General features: G+C 71.9%; 20 protein-coding genes and 1 pseudogene. 8 read left to right on the plus strand and 13 right to left on the minus strand.

What is annotated here, in order from left to right; translation table 11 throughout:
- Positions 1–8: 8 nt before the first annotated feature.
- Both ACWDVW_RS20800 and ACWDVW_RS20805 read right to left on the minus strand, forming a co-directional pair.
- Positions 9–1,444: pseudogene (locus ACWDVW_RS20800) on the minus strand (aldehyde dehydrogenase family protein).
- Positions 1,441–2,430, minus strand: coding sequence for a Gfo/Idh/MocA family protein (locus tag ACWDVW_RS20805; RefSeq protein WP_449951329.1), 990 nt, complete (start codon positions 2,428–2,430; stop codon positions 1,441–1,443). Before ACWDVW_RS20805 ends, ACWDVW_RS20800 begins: the two are co-directional and overlap by 4 nt.
- A 225-nt stretch (positions 2,431–2,655) precedes the next feature.
- Between ACWDVW_RS20805 and ACWDVW_RS20810 the strand changes: the two genes are divergently transcribed.
- The 6 genes from ACWDVW_RS20810 (at position 2,656) to ACWDVW_RS20835 (ending at position 8,594) form a co-directional block, all read left to right on the plus strand.
- A complete protein-coding gene (locus tag ACWDVW_RS20810; protein ID WP_161595072.1) occupies positions 2,656–3,312 on the plus strand; it encodes an RraA family protein in 657 nt (218 codons plus the stop codon).
- 2 nt (positions 3,313–3,314) lie between these two features.
- Positions 3,315–4,364, plus strand: coding sequence for a pyridoxal-phosphate dependent enzyme (locus tag ACWDVW_RS20815; RefSeq protein WP_449951332.1), 1,050 nt, complete (start codon positions 3,315–3,317; stop codon positions 4,362–4,364).
- Positions 4,361–5,197, plus strand: coding sequence for a creatininase family protein (locus ACWDVW_RS20820; protein WP_396743116.1), 837 nt, complete (start codon positions 4,361–4,363; stop codon positions 5,195–5,197). Before ACWDVW_RS20815 ends, ACWDVW_RS20820 begins: the two co-directional genes overlap by 4 nt.
- Positions 5,194–5,688: a RidA family protein gene (locus tag ACWDVW_RS20825; protein ID WP_449951335.1), complete on the plus strand. Its 495-nt coding sequence runs from the start codon at positions 5,194–5,196 to the stop codon at positions 5,686–5,688. The genes ACWDVW_RS20820 and ACWDVW_RS20825 overlap by 4 nt, the downstream gene beginning before the upstream one ends.
- Before the next feature lie 64 nt (positions 5,689–5,752).
- Positions 5,753–6,550: an IclR family transcriptional regulator gene (locus ACWDVW_RS20830; RefSeq protein ID WP_396743110.1), complete on the plus strand. Its 798-nt coding sequence runs from the start codon at positions 5,753–5,755 to the stop codon at positions 6,548–6,550.
- 202 nt (positions 6,551–6,752) lie between these two features.
- The gene (locus tag ACWDVW_RS20835) at positions 6,753–8,594 is read left to right on the plus strand and encodes a thiamine pyrophosphate-requiring protein (RefSeq protein ID WP_449951338.1); all 1,842 of its coding nucleotides are present in this window, start codon (positions 6,753–6,755) and stop codon (positions 8,592–8,594) included.
- A 73-nt stretch (positions 8,595–8,667) separates the two neighbouring features.
- Here the strand turns inward: ACWDVW_RS20835 and ACWDVW_RS20840 are convergent, their stop codons facing one another.
- From ACWDVW_RS20840 to ACWDVW_RS20880, 9 genes are all read right to left on the minus strand, one after another.
- Positions 8,668–10,857, minus strand: coding sequence for a transglycosylase domain-containing protein (locus tag ACWDVW_RS20840; RefSeq protein ID WP_449951426.1), 2,190 nt, complete (start codon positions 10,855–10,857; stop codon positions 8,668–8,670).
- A gap of 95 nt (positions 10,858–10,952) precedes the next feature.
- Complete coding sequence (locus ACWDVW_RS20845; RefSeq protein ID WP_350696671.1) at positions 10,953–11,342, minus strand: hypothetical protein; 390 nt, start codon at positions 11,340–11,342, stop codon at positions 10,953–10,955.
- Positions 11,343–11,344: 2 nt separating this feature from the next.
- The gene (locus ACWDVW_RS20850; protein ID WP_449951342.1) at positions 11,345–14,074 is read right to left on the minus strand and encodes a hypothetical protein; all 2,730 of its coding nucleotides are present in this window, start codon (positions 14,072–14,074) and stop codon (positions 11,345–11,347) included.
- Positions 14,075–14,137: 63 nt separating this feature from the next.
- The gene (locus tag ACWDVW_RS20855) at positions 14,138–15,643 is read right to left on the minus strand and encodes a class I SAM-dependent methyltransferase (RefSeq protein ID WP_449951345.1); all 1,506 of its coding nucleotides are present in this window, start codon (positions 15,641–15,643) and stop codon (positions 14,138–14,140) included.
- 14 nt (positions 15,644–15,657) lie between these two features.
- The gene (locus ACWDVW_RS20860; RefSeq protein WP_449951348.1) at positions 15,658–16,533 is read right to left on the minus strand and encodes an L-histidine N(alpha)-methyltransferase; all 876 of its coding nucleotides are present in this window, start codon (positions 16,531–16,533) and stop codon (positions 15,658–15,660) included.
- Between the two features lie 369 nt (positions 16,534–16,902).
- A complete protein-coding gene (locus tag ACWDVW_RS20865; RefSeq protein ID WP_449951351.1) occupies positions 16,903–17,808 on the minus strand; it encodes a hypothetical protein in 906 nt (301 codons plus the stop codon).
- Between the two features lie 237 nt (positions 17,809–18,045).
- On the minus strand, positions 18,046–18,861 hold the full coding sequence (locus tag ACWDVW_RS20870; protein ID WP_449951355.1) for a hypothetical protein: 816 nt from the start codon (positions 18,859–18,861) through the stop codon (positions 18,046–18,048).
- 173 nt (positions 18,862–19,034) lie between these two features.
- A complete protein-coding gene (locus tag ACWDVW_RS20875; RefSeq protein WP_357218385.1) occupies positions 19,035–20,144 on the minus strand; it encodes an SPFH domain-containing protein in 1,110 nt (369 codons plus the stop codon).
- Between the two features lie 4 nt (positions 20,145–20,148).
- Complete coding sequence (locus ACWDVW_RS20880; protein ID WP_449951358.1) at positions 20,149–20,619, minus strand: NfeD family protein; 471 nt, start codon at positions 20,617–20,619, stop codon at positions 20,149–20,151.
- A gap of 83 nt (positions 20,620–20,702) precedes the next feature.
- Between ACWDVW_RS20880 and ACWDVW_RS20885 the strand changes: the two genes are divergently transcribed.
- Positions 20,703–22,022 carry a serine hydrolase domain-containing protein gene (locus ACWDVW_RS20885; protein WP_449951360.1) on the plus strand — a complete coding sequence of 440 codons (1,320 nt, stop codon included), beginning with the start codon at positions 20,703–20,705 and terminating at the stop codon, positions 22,020–22,022.
- A gap of 15 nt (positions 22,023–22,037) precedes the next feature.
- Here ACWDVW_RS20885 and ACWDVW_RS20890 read toward each other — a convergent pair whose 3' ends face one another.
- Positions 22,038–22,844, minus strand: coding sequence for a DUF3097 domain-containing protein (locus ACWDVW_RS20890; protein ID WP_449951363.1), 807 nt, complete (start codon positions 22,842–22,844; stop codon positions 22,038–22,040).
- Between the two features lie 195 nt (positions 22,845–23,039).
- On the opposite strand from ACWDVW_RS20890, the gene ACWDVW_RS20895 reads away from it, so the two are divergent.
- Complete coding sequence (locus ACWDVW_RS20895; protein ID WP_449951365.1) at positions 23,040–23,834, plus strand: hypothetical protein; 795 nt, start codon at positions 23,040–23,042, stop codon at positions 23,832–23,834.
- 15 nt (positions 23,835–23,849) lie between these two features.
- On the opposite strand, the gene ACWDVW_RS20900 is transcribed toward ACWDVW_RS20895, so the two are convergent.
- On the minus strand, positions 23,850–24,629 hold the full coding sequence (locus ACWDVW_RS20900) for an HAD-IIA family hydrolase (protein ID WP_449951368.1): 780 nt from the start codon (positions 24,627–24,629) through the stop codon (positions 23,850–23,852).
- Between the last annotated feature and the right edge of the window lie 8 nt (positions 24,630–24,637).

A 24,637-nucleotide genomic window follows, 5' to 3' on the forward strand; every position in this document is an offset into this window, starting at 1 on the left:
GGGCGGGGTCACGGGCGGGACAGGGAGAGGGTCTGCTGCTGGCAGACGGCGCGGACGACGGCCGGGACACCCACCCGGCCGGTCCCGGAGTCCTTGCCCTCCCAGCCGCCGAAGGGCAGGTGCAGCTCCCAGTAGGTGGAGCGGTCGTTGACGACGACGCTGCCGAACTCCAGGTCGTCGAGGGCGTCCAGGGCCCGACCCAGGTCGGCGGTGAAGACGGCGGTGGACAACCCGTACCCGCTCCGGTTGGCCTCGGTGACCAGTTCCGACGCGGGCAGCGGGACGATCGGGGCGACCGGCGCGAAGGACTCCTGGCGGCTCAGTGCCGCGTCCACCGCGACGTCGCCGACCACGGTGGCCGGCAGGTACTGCCCGGTGGGGAAGCCGGACAGGTGCCGGCCGCCGGTGAGCACCCGGGCGCCGTCGCCGGCCGCCGCGCCGACCTGCTCCTCGAACCGGGTGGCCAGCGCGGCCAGGTGGACCGGGCCGAGCACGGTGGTCGGGGCGTACGGGTCGCCGGTCGGGTAGTCCCCGGCACGCGCGGCGACCGCCTCGGCCAGCGGACCGGCGATCCGCGCGTCGGCCAGCACCCGGCCCCCGGCACTGCAGATCTGGCCCGATGCGGTGAAGCAGGAGACGGCGATGGCGTCGGCGGCGTGCGCCAGGTCGGCGTCGGCGAGACGATGATCGGGCCGTTGCCGCCCAGTTCGAGCAGGAGCCGCTTGCCGGCGGCCCGTCGACCCACCGCCGTGCCGGTGGCGGTGCTGCCGGTCAGCCCGACCCCCACCACCTGCGGGTGGCCCACCAGGTACTCGGCCACGCTCGTGTCGTCCGTGGCGACCAGGGTCACCTGCCCCTCGGGCAGGCCCGCCTCGACCATGCACCGCAGCACCAGGTCGGCCGACGCCACCGTGGTCGGTGCCGGCTTCCAGACGGCGGCGTTGCCGGTGGCCACCAGGGGGCCGAGGTACTCGACCGGGATGTTGACCGGGAAGTTCCAGGGGGTGACCACGGCCCACACCCCGGTCGGCCGCCAGCGGGTGGTCACCAGCTTGTCGGTGGCGGCGACCGGTGGCGTACGCCCGGACAGCCGGACCGCCTCCTCGCCGGCCAGCCGGAAGCCCTCGGCGGCCTTGTCCACCTCGGCCAGCGTGCCCTGATAGGTCCGCCCGGTCTCGGCGGTGACCAGGGCGGCGATCTCCTCGCGTCGGGCGATCAGCCGGTCGGCCACGGCCAGGCAGCGGTCGCGCCGCGCGTACGGGCTGCTGCGCCGGTCGGCGACGACCGCCGCCGACGCGGCCCGGACGGCCTCGTCCACCGTGTCCGGTCCGGCGCGGTGCACCTCGGCCACGACCTCGCCGTCGACCGGGCTGCGCACCCGGTAGCGCGCGGCGGCCGGGTCGGTGTCCCGGCCGCCGAGCCAGGATCGGACGTCGGCGCTCACCAGGTGTCTCCGGCACCGACCGGTGCGCCGTCGGCGGCCAGCGAGGCGTGGATCATCTCGACCACCCGGACGGCGGCGAGGCCCTCCTCGCCGGGCACCGGCGCCGGTGCGCCCTCCTCGGCGGCCCGGACGAACTCCTCCACCTCGGTCCGGATGTTGGACACGCCGCTGGCGGCGCGGCTGGGCCAGTTGCGGGTGTCGCCGTTGACCGCGCCGTCGGCGGTGGCGTGCAGCAGGTCGACGTGCCCGAGGTCGATCTCGACGGAGCCGCGTTCACCGACCACCCGCAATCCGGCGAGCGCCCGGTTGGGTCGCCCGTCGGGCAGGGTCCAGTTGTTCTCCATCGAGCCGATCACGTCGTCCTCGTAGCGGACGGTGGCGTAGACGGCGTCGGCGTGGGCGGAGAGCACGGCCCGGCCGAGGGCGGAGACCCGGACCGCGGTCAGCCCGGTGACGAAGCGGACCAGGTCGGCGTCGTGGATGCCGAGGAACCACGCGACGCTGGTGCGTTCGGAGGGTCGTACGGCCACCGCGCGGGTGGTGTCGCGCCAGACGTCGACGTGCCACAGGGGACCGAGTTCGCCGGAGCGGACCAGCTCGCGGGCGCGGATCACCCGGGGGTCGAAGCGCAGGATGTGGCCGACCGAGAGGGCGTGCGGGTCGGGTCGGGCGTCGAGGATCTGCTGTGCGTCCGCAGAGCTGGTGGCCAGCGGCTTCTCGACCAGCACCCGCACCCCGGCCCGCAGGAACGGAATGGTGGTCTGCGGGTGCAGGTGGTCCGGGGTGCAGACGCTGACCACGTCGACCCGGTCGAGCAGTTCCTCGACGTCACGGTGCACCGGTACGCCGAACCGGTCGCGGAGCGGCTGTTCCGCAGCGGGATCCGGCTCGACCAGACCGACCAGGTCGACCCGTGGGTGCTGGTGGTAGATCCCGGCGTGGAGCTGACCCATCCAGCCCATCCCCACGACTGCCGCTCTCAGCATCGTCTCTCCGTTTCTCGCGGTCCCGGCGGGCCGATCAGCCCGACGACGGTCGGTTCTCGGCGGTGCCGGATGTGTCGGCGCACGGTTCGGTCGGCTCGGATGCAGCCAGTGCAACCTGTTGCAGGGATTCCTACCAGCCCATCCCACAGGCTGCAAGGGATGTTCTGAGAATGGAACGTCATGTACTGTCCGTGCAACCACGTTCCAATCAATGAATGGAGTTCGATGGAAACCCCGCCGGTCGAGGAGATCTGCCGCCGTTTCGGCAAGCTCTACGTGGCGGCGATCGCCGACGCGCTGGACGATGCCGGGCTGTGGCACCAGGTGATGACCGATGTGCTGCCGCTGACCACCGACATGGCGGTGGCGGGCGTGGCCTTCACCGCGCTGGGCCGCCCCGAACGAAGCACCGACCGTTCCGTACGTCTGGGCGCCCGGATGATCGACGAGCTCTCCGCAGGCGAGGTCGCGGTCTTCGACTGCGCCGGTGACCGGACGGTCGGCCACTGGGGCGAGCTGCTCACCAACGGCGCCATGGCGCGCGGCGCGGTCGGCGCCGTCATCGACGGCGGTGTCCGCGACACCGGCGCGATCCTGCCCCTGAAGTTCCCGGTCTTCAACCGGTTCCGCAGCGCCCGCGACGCCAAGGGCCGCTGGAACGTCGTCGACATGCAGTCCCCGGTGGTCTGCGGCGGCGTCCCGGTGCACCCGGGCGACATCATCGTCGGCGACAGCGACGGGGTGGTCGTGGTGCCCCGCGCCATCGCGATGGACGTGCTCGTCGAGGCCGAGGCGACGGTCCGCACCGAGACGGAGATCCGGCAGCGGGTCCGGGCCGGCGAGTCGGTGGGCGCCCTCTACCAGCAGTACGAACGGTTCTGACCATGGGCGGCAGCGCACCGTCCTGGGGCCGCCCGGATCCCCGGCTGACCGACACCGTGCGGGCCCTGCCCCGCGTCGGGATCCACCGCTGGCCGGTCACCTGCTGGCCGGCGCCCACCCTGCACCCGGCCGGCAACCCCGTCGTCATCGCCGAGGAGCACGGCGGGTTCGCCTTCGGCGGCAACAAGGTCCGCCAGGTCGACGTCCTGCTCGGCCAGGCCCGCGAGGCCGGCGCCGACACCGTCGTCACCTCGGCCGGACCACACTCCAACCTCTGCCGGGTGGTGGCCGCCGCCGCCCGCGCCGCCGGCCTCGACGTCCATCTCGTGCTGCGCGGCGAACCGCCGGCCGAACCCAGCCGCAACCAGGTGCTCTACGAGCTCGCCGGCGCCCGGCTGCACTGGGTGCGGACCACCGACGCGTTCGATCCCGTCCAGGCCGAGACCATGACCGCCATCGCCGACGAGGCCCGGGCGAACGGATCGACGACGGCCGTCGTCGACGTCCGCACCGCACCCGGAAGCACCCTGTGCGCGGTGGCCACCACCGCAGTCGTCGACGAACTCGCCGACACCCTCGCCGACCGACCACCGGACCGGATCATGCTCGCCGGCGGGGCCGGCAACACCGCCGGCGGCGTCCTGGCCGCGCTGGCCGCCCGCCGCGCCACCGTCGGCCTGGTGGTCGCCTCCGCACTCGCCCCGGCGGCCCAACTCCGGGCACTGGTCCGCGACCGGGCAGCCGCCGCCCTCGACCGGGCCGGGCTGCCCGCAGCCCTGCTCGACGAGGTGTCCCTGGAGGTCACCGACGGCCAACTCGGTGGCGGCCACGGGGTGCCCACCGAGGCGGCCGTCGCCGCGCAACGGGCCACCGCGCGGGCCAGCGGCGCGTTCCTCGACCTGACCTACAACAGCAAGGCGATGGCGGCACTGCTCGCCGACGACCGACCGGGTTCGTGGTTGTTCCTGCACACCGGCGGCTCACCCAACGTCTTCGCCCCGCATCCGTTCCCGTCCGACGTCCCGCACACCGACGAAGGAGCACCGCGATGAGCGACTACCGACTCCACCACATGACCTGGCCGCAGGTACGCGCGGCACTGACCACCGCCACCGTCGGAGTCATCCCGTTCGGCGCCACCGAACAGCACGGCCCCGCGCTCAAGGCCGGCATCGACTACCGGATCGCGGAACGGCTGGCCGAGGAGGTGGTCGCCGCCGCCGACGGTACGGCCCTGATGACGCCACCGATCCCGGTCGGCTTCTCCCCGCACCACATGGACTTCCCCGGCACCCTGACCGCCCGGGTGAGCACCCTCTGCTCGCTGCTGGAGGACTACCTGGCCAGCCTGGCCCGGCACGGCCTGGAACGGTTCGTCATCATGAACGGCCACGGCGGGAACCTGGCCTTCCTGCCCGCCTTCCTGACCGAGTACAAGCAGCGCACCGGACACACCGTGGCGGTGGTCCACTGGTCGATGATGGGCCGCGACGTGGTGGTGGACATCGCCCAGTCCGAGATGTACGGACACGCCTGCGAGGTGGAGACGAGCCTGGCGCTGCACCTGGTGCCGGACGTGGTGGTGACCGAGGAACTGGGCGGCCCCGCCCCCCTGCTGCCCTCGGCGCACGAGCTGCTGCGCGGTCAGGCCATCCCGGACCGGGCCGTCGGCGGGTTCACGCCCCGGTCACTGGCCGAGTTCAGCACCAACGGCGCACTCGGCGACCCGGCCAAGCACGACGTGGAGAAGGGCCGCAAACTCTTCGAGGCGGTGCGGGACCGCACGGTCACGCTGATCCGGCACCTCGCCGAGGCACCGACGGCAGGCGCGATCAGTGCCGAGCGGGCCGCCGCGATCAGCGCGGACTGGGGCGTACGCGGATGAGCGACACCGACGCCACCGCCCCCGAGCGCCGCCTCGCCGACCTCGGCATCACGCTCCCGCAGGCCCGGACCGCCTCCGGGGCGTACGACACCGTGGTGGTCAGCGGCGACCTGGCCGTGCTCTCCGGACACGGCCCGGTCCGCCCGGGACACCCGCTGCCCACCGGCAAGCTCGGCGCCGAGCTGAGCGTGCCCGACGGGCAGGCGGCGGTACGCCAGGCGACGCTGAACCTGCTCGCCACGCTGCGCGCCGCCGCCGGTTCCCTCGACCACGTGGAGCAGTTGCTGACGCTCACCGTGGCGATCAACGCCACCCCCGGATTCACCGAGCACGTCCCGGTCGCCGACACCGCCTCGGAGCTGCTGCGGGACGTCTTCGGTGAGCGGGGGCGGCACGCGCGGTCGGCGCTGGGGCACTCGTCGCTGCCCTTCGACGTCCCGGTGTCGCTGGCGCTGACCGCCCGGATAAGGGTCCGAAATACCCAGGACTGAAACCGAGATTGGCCCGGCCGGCCGCTACAGTGTCGATGCCGCAACCCGATATCAGAGGACGCACGTGACTTCCGACAACGGATCGAATCAGAGCATCCTGCGAGCAGTGGCGATCCTCGACGCCTTCCTGCTCGGGCGCCCCGAGTTGCGGGTCACCGACGTGGCGCGGCAGGCCGGGCTCGGTGTCTCCACCGCGTCCCGGCTGCTGAGCACCCTGGAATCCCTCGGCCTGGTCGAACGCGACCCGATCTCCAACCTCTACCGGCTGGGTCCGAAGACGGTGACCCTCGGCGGCGTGGCGCTCAACCAGTCCCCCGTCTACCGCGCCGCCCGACAGACCGCCCAGAACCTCGCCGCCGAGCACGGTCTCGGCGTCAACCTCGCGATCCGCCGCGACGACCACGGCTTCTATCTGGGCAACTTCGAGGGCCGCTCGGCACCCCGGGCGTTCTCGCTGATCGGCCAGTCGATCCCGCTGCACGCCACCGGCCTGGGCAAGGCACTGCTACTCGGCGTCGACCCGGCGCAGCGGCGGGTCCTGCTGGGCGACACCCTGGTCGGGTTCACCCACCGCACCATCACCGACCACGACCGCCTCGACGCCGAACTGGCCACCAGCGGGGCGCGCGGCTACTCGACCGAGGAGGAGGAACTCGCCCTCGGCCGGGCCTGCCTCGCCGCGCCCATCCGCAACGCCTCGGGCGAGATCGTCGCCGCGCTGTCCATCTCCGGCCCGCTGTCCGCGATCAACCTGGCCGCCCGCGAGGCGGCCCTGGCGACCGCGGTGATCGAGGCCGCCGACGCGGTGAGCGTCGCCCTCGGCCACCACGGCCCCGCCCGGGTCATCGTCAGCCAACGCTGATTCGCTGCCGGCCGCGCCTCCCGGCGTCAGGCGGTAGCGCACCAGGGTGCCCGTGCGGAGCAGCACCGCGCCCGCAAATCAGCCGCCGCACCGCGTCGGTGCCTCGGCGCGTACCCGCAGATCGCGTGGTTTTGTCCTGGGAAGCCGGGGAATGCCGGGCCCACCCTTCGCGGGGGTGAGCCCGACCGGAGAGGCGGACCAGGTGAGCGCAGACCACACCCTCGTACCGGCGGACCCGTGGCCACTGCCCCGGGACGCCACCGTCGCCGACCACATCGTGCAGCGGCTCGCCTGCTGGGGTGTGCGGCGGTACTTCGGCTTCCCGGGTGACGGCATCAACGGCATGACCTCCGCCCTGCAACGCACCGACGAGCAGGCACAGTTCGTCCAGGTACGCCACGAGGAGACCGCCGGCTTCGCCGCGTCCGCCCACGTCAAGTACGGCGGCGGGCCGATCGGGTGCGTCCTGGTCACCAGCGGACCGGGTGCCATCCACGCCCTCAACGGCCTCTACGACGCCAAGCTGGACCACCAGCCGGTGGTGGCGTTGGTCGGACACACCGCCACCACCGCCGAGGGCGGCGGCTACTACCAGGAAGTGGACCTGCTCGCGCTCTACAAGGACGTGGCGGCGGCCTTCCTCGCCCAACTCGACCACCCGTCCCAGGTACGTCATCTGGTCGACCGGGCGTGCAGGACCGCACTGGCCCGGCGTACCGTCACCGCGCTGGTCCTACCGCTCGACGTGCAGGACCTCGCCGCCATCCCGAACCCGCCACACGCGCACGGCTACTACCACACCAGCAGCGTGCCGAGCAGCGGCCCGACCGTGCCGCCGGAGGCCGACGTCCGGCACGCCGCCGAGGTGCTGGGCAGCGGCGAGCGGGTGGCCATGCTGGTCGGGCAGGGCGCCCTCGGCGCCGAGAACGAGGTCCGCGAGATCGCCCACCGGCTCGGTGCCGGGGTGGCCACCGCGCTGCTCGGGTTCACCGCGGTGGACCACCGGGAACCCTGGGTCACCGGCGCCATCGGCCTGCTCGGCACCCGCCCGAGCTGGCAGCTCATGAAGGAGTGCGACCGGTTGCTGATCGTCGGCAGCAACATGCCGTACTCGGAGTTCTATCCGGCACCCGGGCAGGCGCGGGCGGTGCAGATCGACAGTGACGGCACCCAGCTCGGCCTGCGCTACCCCACCGAGGTGAACCTGACCGGCGACGCCGCACCCACTCTGCGGGCCCTGCTGCGCGAACTCGGGCCGGGACCGGGACCGACCCGCTGGCGGCAGACCATCGCCGGTGCCACCGCCGCCTGGCGGCAGGCCCAGCGGGACCTGGCCGCACAGCAGGCCGACCCGGTCAACCCGCAGATGATCTTCGCCAGCCTCAGCGAACGACTGCCCGACGACGTGATGCTCGCCGTGGACTGCGGCACCGCCACCGCCTGGTACGCCCGCCACCTCCAGGTCCGACCCGGAATGTTGGCCAGCCTCTCCGGCACGCTGCTCTCCATGGGTGGCGCGATGCCGTACGCCCTGGCGGCGAAGTTCTCCCACCCGGACCGACCGCTGATCGCCCTGATCGGCGACGGCGCGATGCAGATGAACGGCGTCAACGAACTGATCACCGTGGCCAAGTACTGGCGCGGCTGGGCCGACCCCCGGTTCGTGGTGCTGGTGCTCAACAACCGGGACCTGGCGTTCGTGAGCTGGGAGCAACGCTCCACCGAGGGCACCCCGATGTTCCCGGACAGCCAGCAACTGCCCGACATCGCCTACCACCAGTGGGGCGAGGTGCTGGGATTGCGCGGCGAACTCGTCGACCACCCCGACCAGGTGCCGCAGGCCTGGGACCGGGCGTTGCGCGCCGACCGTCCGACGGTGATCAACGCGCTGGTGGACCCGGCGGAGCTGATGATGCCGCCGCACTTCACCGCCGAGCAGGCCCGCAAGACCGCCGCCGCGATGCTGCGCGGCGACACCGACTGGGCGGGCATCATCCGCCGCGGCCTGCCGAGCGTGGTCAGCACGTACCGCCCACGGCGCTGAGCTGATGTTAGGAGGGGTCCCCTGCTATACACCAGGCGATAGCAGGGGACCCTTCCTTACATATATCCGGCGGTCAGCCTCGGCCCTGGAACCAGCGGCGCAGGTCGGCCAGCGGACCGTCGCTGGTGCGGCGGTCGGCGACCGGATCCCGCTCGACCGGTCGGCGCGGCGTACCCACCAACTCCCGGCTCGGTGCGGTGAACGCCTGCTCGGGCTCGCCGTCGACCGCGGTGGCGATGATCCGGGCCACCCCGTCGATCACCCGGGACTGCACGGTGGCGCCGACCGAGTCGTTCGGGTCGTCCGGGTTCGCCGCGATGCCGGCGACCGCGACCTGCGGGGTGTACGCGACGAAGCTCTCCGTGGCGGCGCCGTCGGAGCTACCGGTCTTGCCGGCCACCGGGCGCCCCTCCAGGATCCGGTTCACCGCCGTGGCGGTGCCGCCGTTGCACTGCCCGAACGCGGACTGCTGGCCCACCGGGCAGCGGGCCGCGTCGGTGGCGGCCCGGGCCACGTCGGCGTCGAGCACCTCCCGGCAGGACGGGTCACCCACCGGCAGCCGCGCACCGTCCGGGCCGGTCACCGACACCACCGGCAGCGGCGCGCAGTACGTCCCCTCCGCCGCCACCGTCGCGTACGCGTTGGCCACGTCGAGCGGGGTGGTGACGGACACGCCGAGGGTGAACGCGCCCCAGTCGGCGGCACGCTGGTCGGCGAAGGTCGCGTCCGCCTCGGCCCGGAACGTGATGCCCAGGCGCTGCGCCATCTCCACCACCTTGTCCGGCCCGACCTGCTCGGCCAGCCAGACGAAGTACGTGTTCACGGAGCGACCGAAGCCGTCCCACATCATCCGGTACCCGTCCATCCAGGCCGGGTTGGCGTTGGCCGGGCACCACCGGCCGTCGCAGCTGCTGTTCCCCTCCGCCGGGTAGCGGGTGGGCAGCCGGCTCGGCGCGTCGTACCCGGTGGCCAGCGGCCGGCCGGACTCCAGCGCGGCGAGCATGGTGAACAGCTTGAACGTCGAGCCGGCCTGGTAGCCGGTCACGCCGGGTCCACCGGAGATCAGCGGGTTCACCGTGTTCGGGTAGTTGGCCTGCCCGTCCGGGTTCTCCGCGAGGCTGTAGTGACGGTTGACCGCCATGGCGAGCACCCGGCCGGTGCCGGGCTCGACCGCCGCGATCGGCAGGGCGCGCGGGTTGCGGTACCCGTAGACGCTAATGGCCTGCTCCTGCGCGGTGGCCTGGATCTCCGGGTCGAGCGAGGTGACCACCGTGTAGCCGCCCCGACGCAGCGCCTGCTCACGCTCGGTGGGGGTGTCGCCGAACTGCGGTTGCTCCATCCACCACCGGCGCAGGTAGTCGCAGAAGAAGCCCCAGCCGTCCCGACCACCGGCGGTGGCGGCGCAGCCGTTGGCCTGCTCACTGGGGTTGAGGCGCAACTCCTCGGCCTTGGCGTCGGCGGCCTGCTCCGCGGTGATCGCACCGGTCGCGACCATGGAGTCCAGCACGTACGCGCGCCGGGCCAGCGCCGCGTCGGCGTCACCGTCGATCGGGCTGTACGCCTCCGGCGCCTGCACCAGACCGGCCAGCAGCGCCGCCTCGGCGAGGGTCAGGTCCGCCGGCACCGTGGAGAAGTAGCGCTCACTGGCGGCGGCGATCCCGTACGCCCCGGAACCGAAGTACGCGATGTTGAGGTAGCGGTTGAGGATCTCGTCCTTGCCGAGGCGCTGCTCCAGCGCGTTGGCGTACCGGATCTCCTGGAGCTTGCGCCCGACGGTCTGCTCGGTGGCCGAGGCCCGCTCCTCGGTCGTCCGGCTCGAGTCGGTCTTGAGCACGTTGCGCACGTACTGCATGGTCAACGTCGAGCCACCCTGCTCGGTGCCGCCCTCGGTGACGTTGGTGACCAGGGCGCGCGCCATGCCCCGCAGGTCCACCCCGCTGTGGTCGTAGAAGCGCCGGTCCTCGGCGGCCACGATCGCCTGCCGCATCACCGGCGTGATCTCGTCCAGCGTCACGTCGGCCCGGTTGACGTCGTAGAACGTGGTGATCAGCGTCTTGCCGTCGTTGGCGTAGAGGTAGGAACGCTGCGGGGTGGCCGGGGTCTGCAGCACGCCCGGCAGTTCGGCGTAGCTGCCCAGCGCCGCCTTGGCGGTCAGCCCGAACACCAGGTTCACCGGCAGCATGAGGCCCGCCACGACAAGGCCGACGAGCCCGCCGGCCAGCAGGACGGTGAACAGTCGCGACAGTGGCGTAGGGGTGGCCATGGTCACCAGGATTGCCGCGAATGCCACGATCCGACCACCGAATCGGCCCAGTTGTCAGGCAATTCACGGCCAGCTGCCAGCGGCCTCTGCGCTGGTCAGCCCGAGAACACCCGATGCCAGCTGATCAGACCGGGCAACAGGAGCACCGCGCCCACCAGGGACAGCAGGGTCAATCCCAGCGGTAACCGGGCACCACGTAACGCCTTGCGCAGGTGCACCTCGCGTACCTCACTGCGTTCCGCAGGGCTGAAATCCCGGTCGATCTCCAGCTCGGCCTCCCGTTCGGCGGTCTGCAACAGGTGCGCGGCCCAGGTGGTGAGCCCGGCGGCGATCACCCAGAGCGCCGAGTCCAGGGCCACCTTGGCGGTGGAGATCGCCGGATCGGGCGGACCGGTCGACACCGAGGTCAGCATGTTGATGCCGGCACCGGCGAAGAGCCCGGCCAGGAAGTTCAGCGTCGACGGCGCCGGTATCGGCAGGCTCATCGTCAGCCCCTGGCCGAGCTGTCGGGCCAGGGCAGGTCCGGCCAGGTCGTACCGCAGACCTCCCGGCCCATCGTGTCGAGACGCCGCAACACCTCCAGGGTCACCACCCCGTCGAGGGCGGCGGTGAGGTCACCGAGTTCGGTCCGGTACGCCACCATCTGTTCGACCACCTTCTTCATCGTCGGCGTCTGTGTCCGCCCGTCCCGCTTGGCGATCCGATCCCGGATGGTCCCCTCGATCTGGTCGACACCCCGCCGCCAGGCACGCAGGTGGCGCTCGGCCAGGAGCAGGCCGGCCGGTGGCGTGACCGGCTCCGGCGCGACGACCGGCTCCCGGAGTTCGGCCGGCTCCGTCCGCTGGTGGTTGAGCACCTCGCCATAGAGCTTCAGGCTCTCCAGCTGCACGATGCGCCAGACCGTGTCGGCGAGCTGGGCGGCCACGAACGGGATGCGCAGCCGCTCCTCCGGCGCCGTCGGCAGCAGCGTCGGCCCGGTCATCGCGGTACGCATCCGCTGGAACAGCGTCTGCAGGTGCTCCCGCGTCCCGCTGGCGGTCTCGGTGCACAGCAGGGTCGCCTCCAGCACCTGCGACAGGTCGATCTCCCGGCCGGGCACGGTCCACTCCCGTTCCCGCCCCGTCAGCCAGGTGTGCGCCACCTGCATCGCCGGGCGCATCGGCACTCCGGCGCGGACCAGGGCGCTCAGGCACATCGCGGTGGTGGCCTCTTCGCGGTTCCACGTGCCGGTGCCGCTGCGCCACCAGTTCTCGAACGGCCCACCCTGGTCCACCTGGCGCAACAGCCAGTTGCAGGCGTCCCGGACCACCGGATGGTCCACGCGCAGGTCGGCCTGGCACAGCCCGAGCACCACCCGCGCCGTCACCCAGGGCACCCGGGCCGGATAGAAGTTGCCCTCCGCCTCCTGCGCCCGGGTGGCCATCTCCACCAGCAGGTCGATGCGGTCCTGGTCCTGGTGTTGGGACGGCGCCGCCCCCTCGAACCCGAGCAGCAGGCCCAGCACCCAGTTGCGGTACATCCGACCGTGATCCAGGCTCTCGGCGGTCAGACCGGCCAGGTGCGGCATCGCCCCCAGCAACGCGTCCTCCTCAGCCATCGACCGCTGGATCTCGACGAAGTCGGCGTAGTCGGCGGTGTGCCCGTCCACCGGCTCGGGCAGTGAACGCTCCGGGTCGTCGTAGCGCCAGCGGCCGCGGATCCGCTCCGCGATCGCCTCCCAGGCGTCGATGTGGTTGAGCTGGTGCAGGGCACTGGCCGCGAAGACCGCCGCGCCCAGGTTGTCGCCCCAGGTCGAGTCGTCGACGCTTCGACGGCTCAACGAACGGCCCAGCCGGATCAACGTCTCCCAGGTGGTCAACAGGTACAGGCTGTCCGGGCGGGCCTCGTCCGGTGAGACGAGGCTGTCCAGCCGCCCCAGCGTCGCCTTCATCAACCGGTCACCGCCGCGTTGCAGATGCGTCCAGACGATCCGCTCCGGTCGGCGCCACTTCCGGTCGGCGTTCCACTGGTTGCGGGCGTGGTTCATCACCAGCCGTGCCCGCCGCCGCGACCCGATCTGGTACGCCCCGTCGATCTGATAGATCAGCTCGGCGTCGCGTAACTGCTGCAACGGGGCGCGCAGGTGACCCGCCTCGCGCACCGCCATCTGCAACTCCAGCACGCCGAGGCAGGCCAGCCGGTAGAGCGCCTCCTGCTGCCCCGGGTCGGTGACCTTGCGGGTGTAGTACTCCTCCAGGTCCTGCTCGGTCGGTACCCGGCCGCCGGGAGTGGCGTCGTACAGGTCGATCGCGGTCAACGCGATGTGCGCGTCGTCCTGTGCCAGGTGGCGCACCGTCTGCCGGTCCGTGTCGTTCAGGTCGCTGTCGACCAGCAGCTGGTTGACCAGCAACCGCCCCTCGGCCAGCACCGGGTGCAGCGCGTTGGTCGGCTCGCCCCGACGCAGGATCGCCGCCGCCGACTTCCAGCTCGTCGCCAACACCTGCAGACGGAGTCCGAAATCCGACCGCATCCGCTCCAGGCAACCGAACATCTCGTTGCGGACCGGCAGGTTGGCGTGCAGGTTCTCCAACACCACCAGGTAGTTCCCGGTGCTGCTGCGCCGTTGCTTCAACAACGCCAGCACCACCGACGCCGGGCCGTCCGCCGGGTCGCTCAGGTTGAGCCACACCACCCCGTCGCCCCGGGCCAGGCGCTGCTCGGCGACGTTGGCCACCAGCGCCGACTTGCCGCACCCGTGGTCCCCGATCACCACCACGTCGTGACCGACGTCGAGCGCCTCGTCCACCCGGATCGAGCTGGAGGTGATGCGATGCAGCCGGATGTAGTAGTCCAGCGTGCTCTGGCTGGGCAGCTGCGCGTGTCCGACCCGCTTGGGCCGCCACGACGCTCCCAGCGGCTCACCCCACTCGACCAGCGCGTAGCTCAACAGCACCAGCGGGCCGACCCCCGCCGCCGAACTACTCGCCGCGCGCACGGCGGCCTCGGGAAGCCGTACCCTGGTCGGCCCTTCGGGTGCCTCGATCTGGACCACGAGCGCGTGACCGGCGCCCGCGGCGAACTCGATGGTGACCTCGGGCTGGACCTGCAACGCCGCGCGCCGTCCCTCGGGCACCTGCGCGAGCAGGTCGAGTCGGGCGGCTCCGAGCAGCTCGAACGCGTCCGGGGCCGGCCCGAGTGCCTCGACGGTCTTCCACTCACCGGGCGGTTCGTCCGTCACGACGCAGCCCCCCCTCCGACCGATCACCCTGGGTCAGCCGACAATCACCAGGACACTTCGATGCTAGCCGCCGGACCCTCCACTGTCGCCGGACAGCTCGGCGCAGACCCGCAGGTACTTGGTGCGGACCAATTCGCCGTAGACATCGCCGACACCCGCGTCGGAGAGCGTGAAGCCACCACGCCCGAACGCCGTGCGGATCTCGTCCGCGTCACCCAGGTCGTAGCTCTCCATCCGGGTGGCGTACTGGCGCACCGCCGCGGACAGCTCCTCCAGATGCACCGACAGCAGTCCACGCCAACTGGCGGCCCGTTCCCGGAACCGCAACTCGAAGTCGTCGACCAGATCGGACACTCGATGCCGGTCGTCCATCTCCTGGTCCGAGTCGGGCCAGGAGTTGCCGTGGTGCAGACGCACGGTGGTGACCACCGACCCGCCGGGCCGCAGCAGCTCCGACCAACTGCCGATCACCGTGGCGGCGGCGTCGCGCGCGAACCGGGTCAGGAACGCGTCGGCCACCACCAGGTCGAACAGGCCGCCGTCCACCAGCCGGCGTACGTCGTCCTGCCGGGTGATGTCGGCCTTGTGCACCTGGACGTCGGCGCCCACCTGGGTGGCGTACCAGTGGCAGGCCAGCAGCGGAGTCTGGCACTTGTCCACCACGTGCACCTCGAAGTCGGCCAGCCGAGGACCGTCCGTCGACCGGATGGCGTGCAGCACGTACGCCAGGGTGGTGTAGTCGGCGGTGCCGCTGATCAGCACGCGACGGGCACCGGCGCGCACCGCCTCGGCGAGCTGCCGGTGATAGAACTCCGCGTGCCACTGCGGGCTGCTGACCATGTCGAAGAGGCGGAGGTACTGCCAGGCGGAGTGATACCAGGAGCAGTTCTTCTTGTCCTGGTGCGACGGGCCGCACGACATCGGCGCCATCGCGTACAGCATGCTGGCGGTCTTCAACAGCGACCGGGTCAGCTCCGGCCCGGGCGGACGGTGCGGCGCCTCGTCGGCGGTGGGCACCCGCCGCATCAGCTCCTCCCAGAGCAACGACGCCCGTTGCACGTCCTCGGTGTCCTGACTGACCACCCAGGACACCACGCCGTCGCCACCGACCTCCTGGCGGACGACCACCTGGCGGTCGATGAGCCACATGTCGGTCATCGGCACCTGCACGGCCTCACCACTGATCCGCACCGGCACCTTCACCGGATGCAGTTCGTTGGCGCGGTCCTCGTCCACCTGACGGTCCACGTCCCCGCTGCCCACGTCCTCGCCGGGCACCAGGTACATCCGCCGGACCACGGCCCGCTGTGCCAACTGGCGGAACACCGCCCGGGAGAACAGGTCGGCGGGCCGGCCTACCGCGGAGTACGGCACGATCTGGCACAGCTCCCGGTGCACCCCGGAGGCCAGTCCCTGGATCAGCTCGTCGATCGCCGCGCCGGGCAGCCGCACCCGTTTGGTGTCGGTGCCCTCGTACGACGCCCGGAAGAACAGGTTCGCCCGGCGCGCCCGTTCGATCAACTCGGCCGGGGTCACCCCCCGCTCCGGCGCGCTGTTCGGATCGGCCATCTCGGCGACTCCCCTCACCGCAGCGACGCCGTGACCACCAGGTGACTGCCACCCGGCGCGGACACGACATCGCGGACCTGCCAACCCGCTTCCCTGACGGCGCCGATGACGTCAGAGGGGCGGAACCTTCGGGACTGGAAGCAACGGATGCGGTGCCCGGCGGGCAGTGGGTGGTCGCCCATCACCACCGATCGGCGCAGCACCGCCTCGCCAATCACCACACCGTCCTGCCAGCTCAGCACGAACTCCAGCTCGGCGTCGGTCAGACCGGCGGCGAGCAGTGGTTGCAGCGCGGCGGCGCGGAACTGCGACGACCGGTAGGGCGCGAGGACGTCCTGCGGTGACTCGTCGGCCGGGCCTGCCGCGACACTGAGCAGCAGCACGTCGCCGGGGCGCAGCGCGGCGGTGATGTTCGCCAGCGCGGTCGCGGGCTGCTCGACGTTGCCCAGCGTGTGGCCGAGCAGGCAGCCGACGACGGGCTCCGCCTCGGTACGCCAGCGTTCCACGCCGCGCGAGGTGCCGGCCTCGATGTCCCACACGTGGGAGTCAACGCTCATCCGGTCGCCGCCGAAGCGGGTCAGTCGGTCGCAGGCGATCCCGAGCAGCGTCTCGCTGAAGTCGAGGGCCAGGTACCGCCGGCAGGTCCGACCCCGGCTGGCCAGGCGGGACAGGAAGGCGCGACTGCGACCGCCGTTGCCCGGACCGATCTCGGCCACGGCCAGCGCCCCGGCGGCCACCACCCCGGCGGCGATCAGGGCGTCGGCCTCGTGCCGCGCGGAGGCCAGCATGCTCAGGTAGCCGGCCGAGCGGGCGTACGCGTCGTGGGTGTGGGCGGCGCTACCGGCGTAGGCGAACTTGAGCGGGACCCGGCCGGCCCGGATCGCCTCCATCGCAGTCAGCCGATGCTGCTCGCACTCGAAACGGGGGAGCTCGGTGCGAGGAGCGGAATCCGACCGGGAGTCGACCAGCGGCGAGACGGATCGAACGGGCAACGGACCACCCAGCACGCCCCATGCGCGTATCGCCTCTGCCACAACGTCCTCCGACGAGGTCAGGGCCGACCGTCGATTGCTCAACAATAGGGTTCGGACGCAACTCCGCGCACCTTTAGGAGTGCTGCCATTTCGCAATCTGCAATACGCCCACTCAGCGGCCGATCCAATTAGCACAGAAGCAGGACCCGGGAATCAATCCATCAGCCGACGTGAATTGGGCCGAACGGAGGATGGAGAGGCCCGGGCCGCAATTCTCACGAGACCTCACTCCGTCCCGCCGCCGTACGCGGCCAACTCGGCCACGGCGGCATGGGCCACGGCGCCGAACGTCGTCGGCGTGAAACGGTGCACGCGTTGCCAGCCGCCGGACAGCCCGCCGACGTCGTCGACGCCCTGCTCCACCAACAGCACCAGCGGTTTGTCCAGGGCCAGCGCGGCACCCTTCTCCTCGATGAGGCAGGCGTGGGTGGCGTACTGCCGGCCCGTCCCGTCGATGGGCCGCTCCCGCGTCATCAGCGAGACGACGTACCCGGCGCCCCGGATACCGTCGAGCACCGCCGCGTCCTGGCCGTTGTCGCAGTCCCGCCCGCTGCGCACGGCGAACCCCCGCCCGGCCAGCAGGTCACGCAGCAGGCGTACGTAGTCGTCGTCCCGATCGTCCGAACAGGACAGGAAGACGGTGCCGGCCGGGTCCGGCCCGTCGGGACGAGCCGCGCTCTCCCGCACCTCGTCGAGCAGCCGATCGGCCCGCATCCGGTCCCCGGCGAGCAGCCGGAACGCCTGACACTTGATCAGCACCTCGTTGGCCTCGGCGGCCAACCCCGCCGGCGCGGTCCGACGGTCCAGGGTGAACATGCCCTTCAGGCGCGCCCGCTCACCGTGATAGAAGACCGACGCCTGGGCCTCGACCTCGGCCAGGTCGACGTGCAGGACGACGGCGACACCGTCCTCCGACCGGTCCAGGGCGAGCTCACCGGTGGCGACCAGGCCCGTCGACAGTGGATCGAGGACGATCACGTCGAAGTCGTCGACCGTCGCGTGCCGCGCCGCCGCGTCCAGGTTGCCGGCGACCACCAGACGCCGCACCAGGGGACTTCGGGTCAGTTCCTGGTACAGCCTCCCCGCGTCGGTGTCGCACAACAGCACGGACAATCGGGGAAACGTCGACACGAAACCGGCTCCATGAATGTCTCAGCCCTGGGAAATGAGCACCCATGGTGGCACGGCGACGATCGAGTGCACCTCGGCGTAATGACCGCCCCGACAATGGCCGAACAGTGCCGGCGATCACCGGCACGCCCGTCGACGGCGATCAGGTGTTTCTCCCGAGCCGCCGAAGTGGGCACCGACACCGTCGAGTGGTATGGCAGGCGGTCCGGAAGCCGACAGAGTTCCGCGGCCGGGTCGTCAGGCCGTGCCCAGCGGTCCGGCCCCGCCCGGGCCCGCCGATCCCAGACCGGTCGGACCCGCCGTCGCGACACTGGCACTGGTGGCGTCCCGCAGGATCTCCCGGGGCAGCAGCCGACCGGACCGGTAGGCGATGCCGATGCCGGCGATCAGCACGAAGATCGCCCCGAAGGTCTGCAGGGAGCCGATCAGTGCACCACCGAGACCGAGCAGCGGACTGGCGATCATCAGCATGGTGCCGTCACCCATGCTGAACATCCCCGACCGCGCCACCGCCCATCCGGTGAGCAGCCAACCGACGCTGTAGAAGGTCGCACCGACCAGCACCAGCGACCGGGCGGTGGCGCCGAAGACCGGGGTGTCCTCGGCGAACCCGGCGAAGGGCAGCATCAGCACCGTGCCGGCGATGCTGACCAACAGCCCGGCGACGGCACTGCGGCGACTGCGGGTGGCGGCGAGCAGGCCGGCCAGGCCGAGCAGGGCCAGCAGCCCGAGCCAGATGGCGGCGACCCAACCGATCAGGTACACCGCGCGGCCGTCGGCCGGGTACGGGTCGTTGCCCACCCCGCCGTCGCTGGCCATGGCCACCGCGCCGTAGAGGATCGCGTACGCGGGCAGCAGCCAGACCGCGGCGCGGGCCAGGCGGCGCAGCGACCAGGCCCAACTCGCGTTGGTGGCCGGACCGGGTGGTCCCGGATCGTCGACGAAGGGCAGGACGCCGAAGCCCCCACCGGTCCGTCGGGTGCCGAGCGGCCCGGCGGGATCGTGTGCCCCGGGTACCTCCGGCGGGGACCACAGCCGTTTCAGCGGATCCATCGGTCACCTCGCTCATCCACGAGCGGTGCCGGGACACGCCGAAGCGCCCCGATGCCTGGTCACCACCCGCCTAGGACCGATGGTGGCAGGCACCGGAGCGCCTCATGAGCATTTCTCGCATTTGCCCGGACGCAGGCCCGGACCGGGTCACCCCGGCCCGGACCCGTCCCGGATCAGCCTCGCTCGCGCTGGTCGGCCGGGTCGTTGAGCAGACTTCCCGGGGAGACCGGCTCCGGCGCGGGCAGACCCTGCGGCTCCTTGCCGCCGGTGGCCTGCGCCTCGGCGACGCGTACCTCGTTGTGGATCTCCTGGGCCGCCCGGGCGGCGGCCTGCGCGGCCTCGGCCGCCTCCCGCTCCACCGCGCTGGCGTCGGCGGACGCCTGCTGGGTGGGTGCGTCGCCGACCATCTGGTTCAGCCCGCCGAGCGCGCCGCCCATGCCCTCCAGGGCCTTGGTCAGTTCGGCCGGCACGATCCACACCTTGTTGGCCGTGCCGTTGGCGATCTGCGGCAGGGCCTGGAGGTACTGGTAGGCCAGCACCTTCTGGCTCGGGTTGGCCTGGTGGATGGCGTCGAACACGGTCCGGACCGCCTTGGCCTGACCCTCGGCCTGCAGGATGCGGGCCTGCCGGTCACCGTCGGCGCGCAGCACCGCCGCCTGCTTCTCACCCTCGGCCGAGAGGATCTGCGACTGCTTGTGGCCCTCGGCGTTCAGGATCGCGGCCCGGCGGTCCCGCTCGGCGCGCATCTGCTTCTCCATGGAGTCGCGGATGCTCGGCGGCGGCTCGATCGCCTTGATCTCCACCCGGGTCACCTTGATGCCCCACCGGCCGGTGGTCTCGTCCAGCACCCCGGAGAGGTGCCGGTTGATCTCCTCACGGCTGGTCAGCGCGCGCTCCAGGTCGAGCGAACCGATCACGTTCCGCAGCGTGGTGACGGTGAGCTGCTCGATCGCCTGGAGGAAGTTGGAGATCTCGTAGGTGGCCCGGACCGAGTCGACGACCTTGAAGTAGAGCACGGTGTCGATCGAGACGACCAGGTTGTCCGAGGTGATCACGGGCTGCGGCGGGAAGCTGACCACCTGCTCGCGCATGTCCACCTTCGTCCGCACCGCGTCGACGAAGGGCACCAGGATGTTCAGCCCGGGGTTGAGCGTCCGCTTGTACCGGCCGAGCCGCTCGACCACGTCCTGACGCTGCTGCGGCACGATCCGCACCGACTTCGCCAGGGTGATCACCGAGATCAGGGCAAATGCTATCAAAAGGACGGGTATGACTAGTTCCATCCGTTCACCTCTCCGCTTCGGGTAGCTCGCCGGGCGCCGCAACGTCCCGCCAGACCAGGGCTACCGCTCCCTTGACCTGAATAACCTGCACCCGTTCACCGGGTGCCAAAACCTGCGTGGCGTCGTAGGCCCGCGCGCTCCACACCTCGCCGTCGATCTTCACCATGCCCGCAGCAGCGTCGACCTGCTCCAGCACCAGGGCCGACGAACCCTCGATCGCCTCCACCCCGAAGGCGGTCTCGCCGGTCTCCATCGCGGTCTGCTTGTGCCGCTGGATGACCGGCCGCGCCGCGAGCACGGTCAGCGCCGACACCACGGCGAAGACGACAGCCTGTATCGCCACCGGCGCTCCGAGCGCGGCGGCGCCTGCGGCGGCGAACGCACCGACCGCAAACATGATCAAGAACAGGGTCGCCGTGAAGATCTCAGCGACCGCTAGTACCACACCCAGCACGATCCACAGCACGGCATCCACGTACTGATCGTGACATGACAATGCACGTGTCATCGAACTGTCATGATCGGAGGCGCCTGACCATCGCCCCCGAAGGAGCCTTCGTGTCCCTGCGTCCGGAAACGATACGACACGTCGACGCCCTGGTAGCCGACGCGCAGTCCGCCGGCCACGTGCCGTCGCTGGTCGTCGGCGTGGTGCGGGACGGCACGCTGGCGCACCTGGCCGCCGCCGGCGAAGATCCCCAGCCGCACGCCGACCTGCAATACCGCATCGGCTCGATCACCAAGACCATGACCGCCGTGCTGATCATGCAGGAACGCGACGCCGGACGGCTGGCGCTCGACGATCCGCTGCGACGGCACCTGCCCGAGGCCGAGGCCGCCGGGCCGATCACCCTGCGCCAGTTGCTCGGGCACGCGGGCGGGCTGCAACGCGAGCCGGACGGTCCCTGGTGGGAGCGGAGCGAGGGCGCCGACCTGCACACCCTGCTGGCCGACTTCGGCGCCCCGAAGATCGCGCTGCCCGCGTACCGCACCCACCACTACTCGAATCTGGCGTTCGGCCTGCTCGGCGGCGCGCTGCAACGGATCACCGGCACCGGATGGGCACAGCTGGTGCGGGAGCGGATCCTGACGCCGTTGGACATGCACCGCACCACCTACGCCGCCACCGCGCCGTACGCCCCCGGGTACGTGGTGCACCCGTGGCACGACACCCTGCGCGAGGAGCCGCGGACCGATACCGGGGCGATGGCCCCGGCCGGGCAGCTCTGGTCGACCGTGGAAGACCTGGCCCGCTGGGCGGCGTTCCTCGCCGACCCCGACCCCGCCGTACTCGCCCCGGACACCCTCGACGAGATGTGCGCCCCGGTGTTCCTCAGCGATCTCGACTCCTGGCGGGGCGGCTACGGCCTCGGCATCCAACTCACCCGCCAGGGCGAACGCGTCTACGTCGGGCACGGCGGCTCGATGCCCGGCCACGTCGCCGTGCTGCTGGTGCACCGGTCCAGCCGTACCGGTCTGGTCGGCTTCGCCAACTCGTACGGCTTCCGCACCGGCGGCATCAGTCCGCTCGGCCTCCAGGTGCTGAACCGGGTGCTCGACACCGAGCCGGCACCGGTCCGGCCGTGGCGACCCGCCGACGCCCCGCCCCCGGCCGACGTGGCGGCGCTGACCGGCCGTTGGTGGTGGATGGGCACCGCGCTCGACGTGACCTGGGACCACAGCACCGGCGACCTGGTGGGCACCCTGCGCGGCGACCGGGTCAGCCGCTACCGTCCGGACGGCCCCGACCGCTGGCGCGGGCACAGCGGCGCGGAGATCGGCGAGGTCCTGCGGGTCCGCCGCGACCCCGCCGGCCACCCGGTCGCCCTGGACATCGCCACGTTCCTCTTCACCCGCACCCCCGACGACGTCCCGTGACGGGGGCGGGCCGGCTCACTCGGTGACGAAGTCGATCAGGCGTTCCATGGAGTTGATCAGTGGGGTCTCCACGTCGGCGAAGGTGTTCACCCGGGACAGGATGTGCCGCCACATGTCGGCCGGTTCGGCGACACCGAGCGCGGCGCAGACACCCTCCTTCCACGGGCGTCCCGGCGGCACCACCGGCCATGCCGCGATACCCAGCGCCGACGGCTTCACCGCCTGCCACACGTCGACGTAGGGGTGCCCGGTGACCAGCACGTGCGGGGAGTTCACCCGGGCCACGATCCGGCTCTCCTTCGAGCCGGGCACCAGGTGGTCGACGAGGACACCGAGCCGGCGGTCGGGTCCGGGACCGAACTCCCGCACCCGTTCGTCGAGCGCGTCGACGCCCTCCAGCGGCTCCACCACCACGCCCTCGATCCGCAGGTCGTCACCCCAGATCCGCTCCACCAGCGCGGCATCGTGGACGCCCTCGACCCAGATCCGGCTGGCCCGGGCGACCCGGGCGCGGACACCGTCCACCGCCACCGAGCCGGACGCGGTACGCCGACGCGCCGCCGGCACCGGGGCGCGGGCCGGTCGACGCAGCGTCACCGGACGACCGTCGAGCAGGAACGCGGCCGGCAGCAACGGGAAGTTGCGCCGCTTGCCGTGCCGGTCCTCCAACACGACCGCGCCGGAGTCGAAGCCGACCACCGCTCCACAGAAGCCCGAGTCGGCGTCCTCGACCACCAGATCCGGTTCGGCGTCGACCTCCGGCGTCACCTTCCGCCGCCGCCAGTCCCCCGCCAACACGTCGTCGCCATACCGCCGCCCCATCCGATCACGCTAACCGCCGGTCCCGCACGCGCCGCCGCCGACTCGCCGCCGCCTCCCCCGGCCCGCCGGGTGCGATGCACTGCAAAAGCCGCGTCTACTAACAAATCACGTGGCAGAGTCGCATGATCGACGCGCCGGGGAGGCGGGCGCGCGGCAGCCGAGACAGGGGTGGGCGTCAGCACGTACTCTTTCCGCATGTCCACCCCCGCTGCGGGTGCGGCCATCCTCGCGCCGCGCCGGTCGAGCCGGTTCGTTGCCTGGGTGCGCGCATGGCGCGCCGGGCTCGTGCCCTTCGACGAAGTCGCTGACGAAGTCGCCGGTGACGAGGAGCACCTCGTCGCCGACGCGCCCGGCACCTGGACCGATGTGCCGCTGGGGGACGCCCTGCCCACCCTGGCCAAGCTCTCGCCGGACGAGATCCGACTGGTGCTGCCGGCCCCCGGCGACCCGCGCGGGCTGCCCGGCCCCGGTGACTTCGCCGGCGCCGCGCTGGTGACCGGCGAGGCGGTGATCGCCGGTGCGCTCGGCCTGATCCCTGAAGTGCGGGTGCACACCTCCGGCTCCGGGGACACCTTCGAGACGGTGCTCTGGCGGGTCTACCCGCTGCCGCCCAACGCCCCGGCGGCGTCGCTCACCCTGCCCGGCGCCGCCGAGGCGGAGGCGGAACTGGCCGCCGCCCTGGCCGACACCACCGCGGCGCTCACCCGGCTCGACGTGGCCCAGTGGCGCCCCGAGCTGGCCGGCGCCCTGGAGGCGCTGCGCCGCCCCGACGGCACCACCGACCTGCCGCCCGGATTCGACCCGCGCTCCCGCCGACTGTTCGCCCGCGCCGCCGTGCTCGACCGGGTGCTCGCGCTGGCCGGGCACGCGGCACCGGGCGGCGCGGTGAACAACCACGAGGCCCAGCAGCGCGACGCCGCACTGCGTCCGCTCACCACGGCCTGCCGGCAGGCCCTCGTCGCCGCCTGCAACGCTCCCCTGCGGCCCTGAGACCGACCCGCCGGCTCAGATCTCGTCGATCAGGTCGGCCACCGAGTCGACGATCCGGGACGGCCGGTACGGGTAGCGTTCCGCCTCGGTGCGGGTGCTGATCCCGGTCAGCACCAGGATCGTCTCCAAGCCGGCCTCCAGGCCGCAGAGGATGTCGGTGTCCATCCGATCGCCGATCATCGCGGTGCTCTCCGAGTGCGCGTCGATCGTGTTCAACGCCGAGCGCATCATCATCGGGTTCGGCTTGCCGACGAAGTACGGCTCCACGCCGGTCGCCTTCGAGATCATCGCGGCCACCGACCCGGCGGCCGGCAGCGCGCCCTCCATCGACGGGCCGGTGGCGTCCGGGTTGGTGCAGATGAACCGCGCCCCGTCGTCGATCAGCCGGATCGCCTTGGTGATCGCCTCGAAGCTGTAGGTGCGGGTCTCCCCCAGCACCACGTAGTCGGGCGCGAAGTCGCTGAGCACGTAGCCCACCGCGTGCAGGGCCGTGGTCAGCCCGGCCTCCCCGATCACGTACGCGGTGCCACCGGGCCGCTGATCGGCCAGGAACTGGGCGGTCGCCAGGGCGGAGGACCAGATCGCCTGCTCCGGCACGTCCAGCCCCATCCGGGCGAGCCGGGCCTGGAGGTCGCGCGGGGTGTAGATCGAGTTGTTGGTCAGCACCAGGAACGGCTTGCCGGAGGCACGCAGCCGGTTGACGAACTCCGGCGCGCCCGGCACGGGCTGCCCCTCGTGCACCAGCACACCGTCCATGTCGGTGAGCCAACTCTGCACGGGCTTGCGGTCATGCATGATCGTCA

It is taken from the genome of Micromonospora sp. NPDC003241 (genome assembly GCF_053589795.1).

Coding starts and splice junctions, on each gene's coding strand:
- ACWDVW_RS20805 (WP_449951329.1), bottom strand. CDS start 2,430: ATGCTGAGAGCGGCAGTCGTGGGGATGGGCTGGATGGGTCAGCTCCAC.
- ACWDVW_RS20895 (WP_449951365.1), top strand. CDS start 23,040: ATGTCCACCCCCGCTGCGGGTGCGGCCATCCTCGCGCCGCGCCGGTCG.
- ACWDVW_RS20840 (WP_449951426.1), bottom strand. CDS start 10,857: ATGGCCACCCCTACGCCACTGTCGCGACTGTTCACCGTCCTGCTGGCC.
- ACWDVW_RS20810 (WP_161595072.1), top strand. CDS start 2,656: ATGGAAACCCCGCCGGTCGAGGAGATCTGCCGCCGTTTCGGCAAGCTC.
- ACWDVW_RS20855 (WP_449951345.1), bottom strand. CDS start 15,643: ATGGCCGATCCGAACAGCGCGCCGGAGCGGGGGGTGACCCCGGCCGAG.
- ACWDVW_RS20890 (WP_449951363.1), bottom strand. CDS start 22,844: ATGGGGCGGCGGTATGGCGACGACGTGTTGGCGGGGGACTGGCGGCGG.
- ACWDVW_RS20875 (WP_357218385.1), bottom strand. CDS start 20,144: ATGGAACTAGTCATACCCGTCCTTTTGATAGCATTTGCCCTGATCTCG.
- ACWDVW_RS20900 (WP_449951368.1), bottom strand. CDS start 24,629: ATGCATGACCGCAAGCCCGTGCAGAGTTGGCTCACCGACATGGACGGT.
- ACWDVW_RS20820 (WP_396743116.1), top strand. CDS start 4,361: ATGAGCGACTACCGACTCCACCACATGACCTGGCCGCAGGTACGCGCG.
- ACWDVW_RS20815 (WP_449951332.1), top strand. CDS start 3,315: ATGGGCGGCAGCGCACCGTCCTGGGGCCGCCCGGATCCCCGGCTGACC.
- ACWDVW_RS20825 (WP_449951335.1), top strand. CDS start 5,194: ATGAGCGACACCGACGCCACCGCCCCCGAGCGCCGCCTCGCCGACCTC.
- ACWDVW_RS20845 (WP_350696671.1), bottom strand. CDS start 11,342: ATGAGCCTGCCGATACCGGCGCCGTCGACGCTGAACTTCCTGGCCGGG.
- ACWDVW_RS20870 (WP_449951355.1), bottom strand. CDS start 18,861: ATGGATCCGCTGAAACGGCTGTGGTCCCCGCCGGAGGTACCCGGGGCA.
- ACWDVW_RS20860 (WP_449951348.1), bottom strand. CDS start 16,533: ATGGAGGCGATCCGGGCCGGCCGGGTCCCGCTCAAGTTCGCCTACGCC.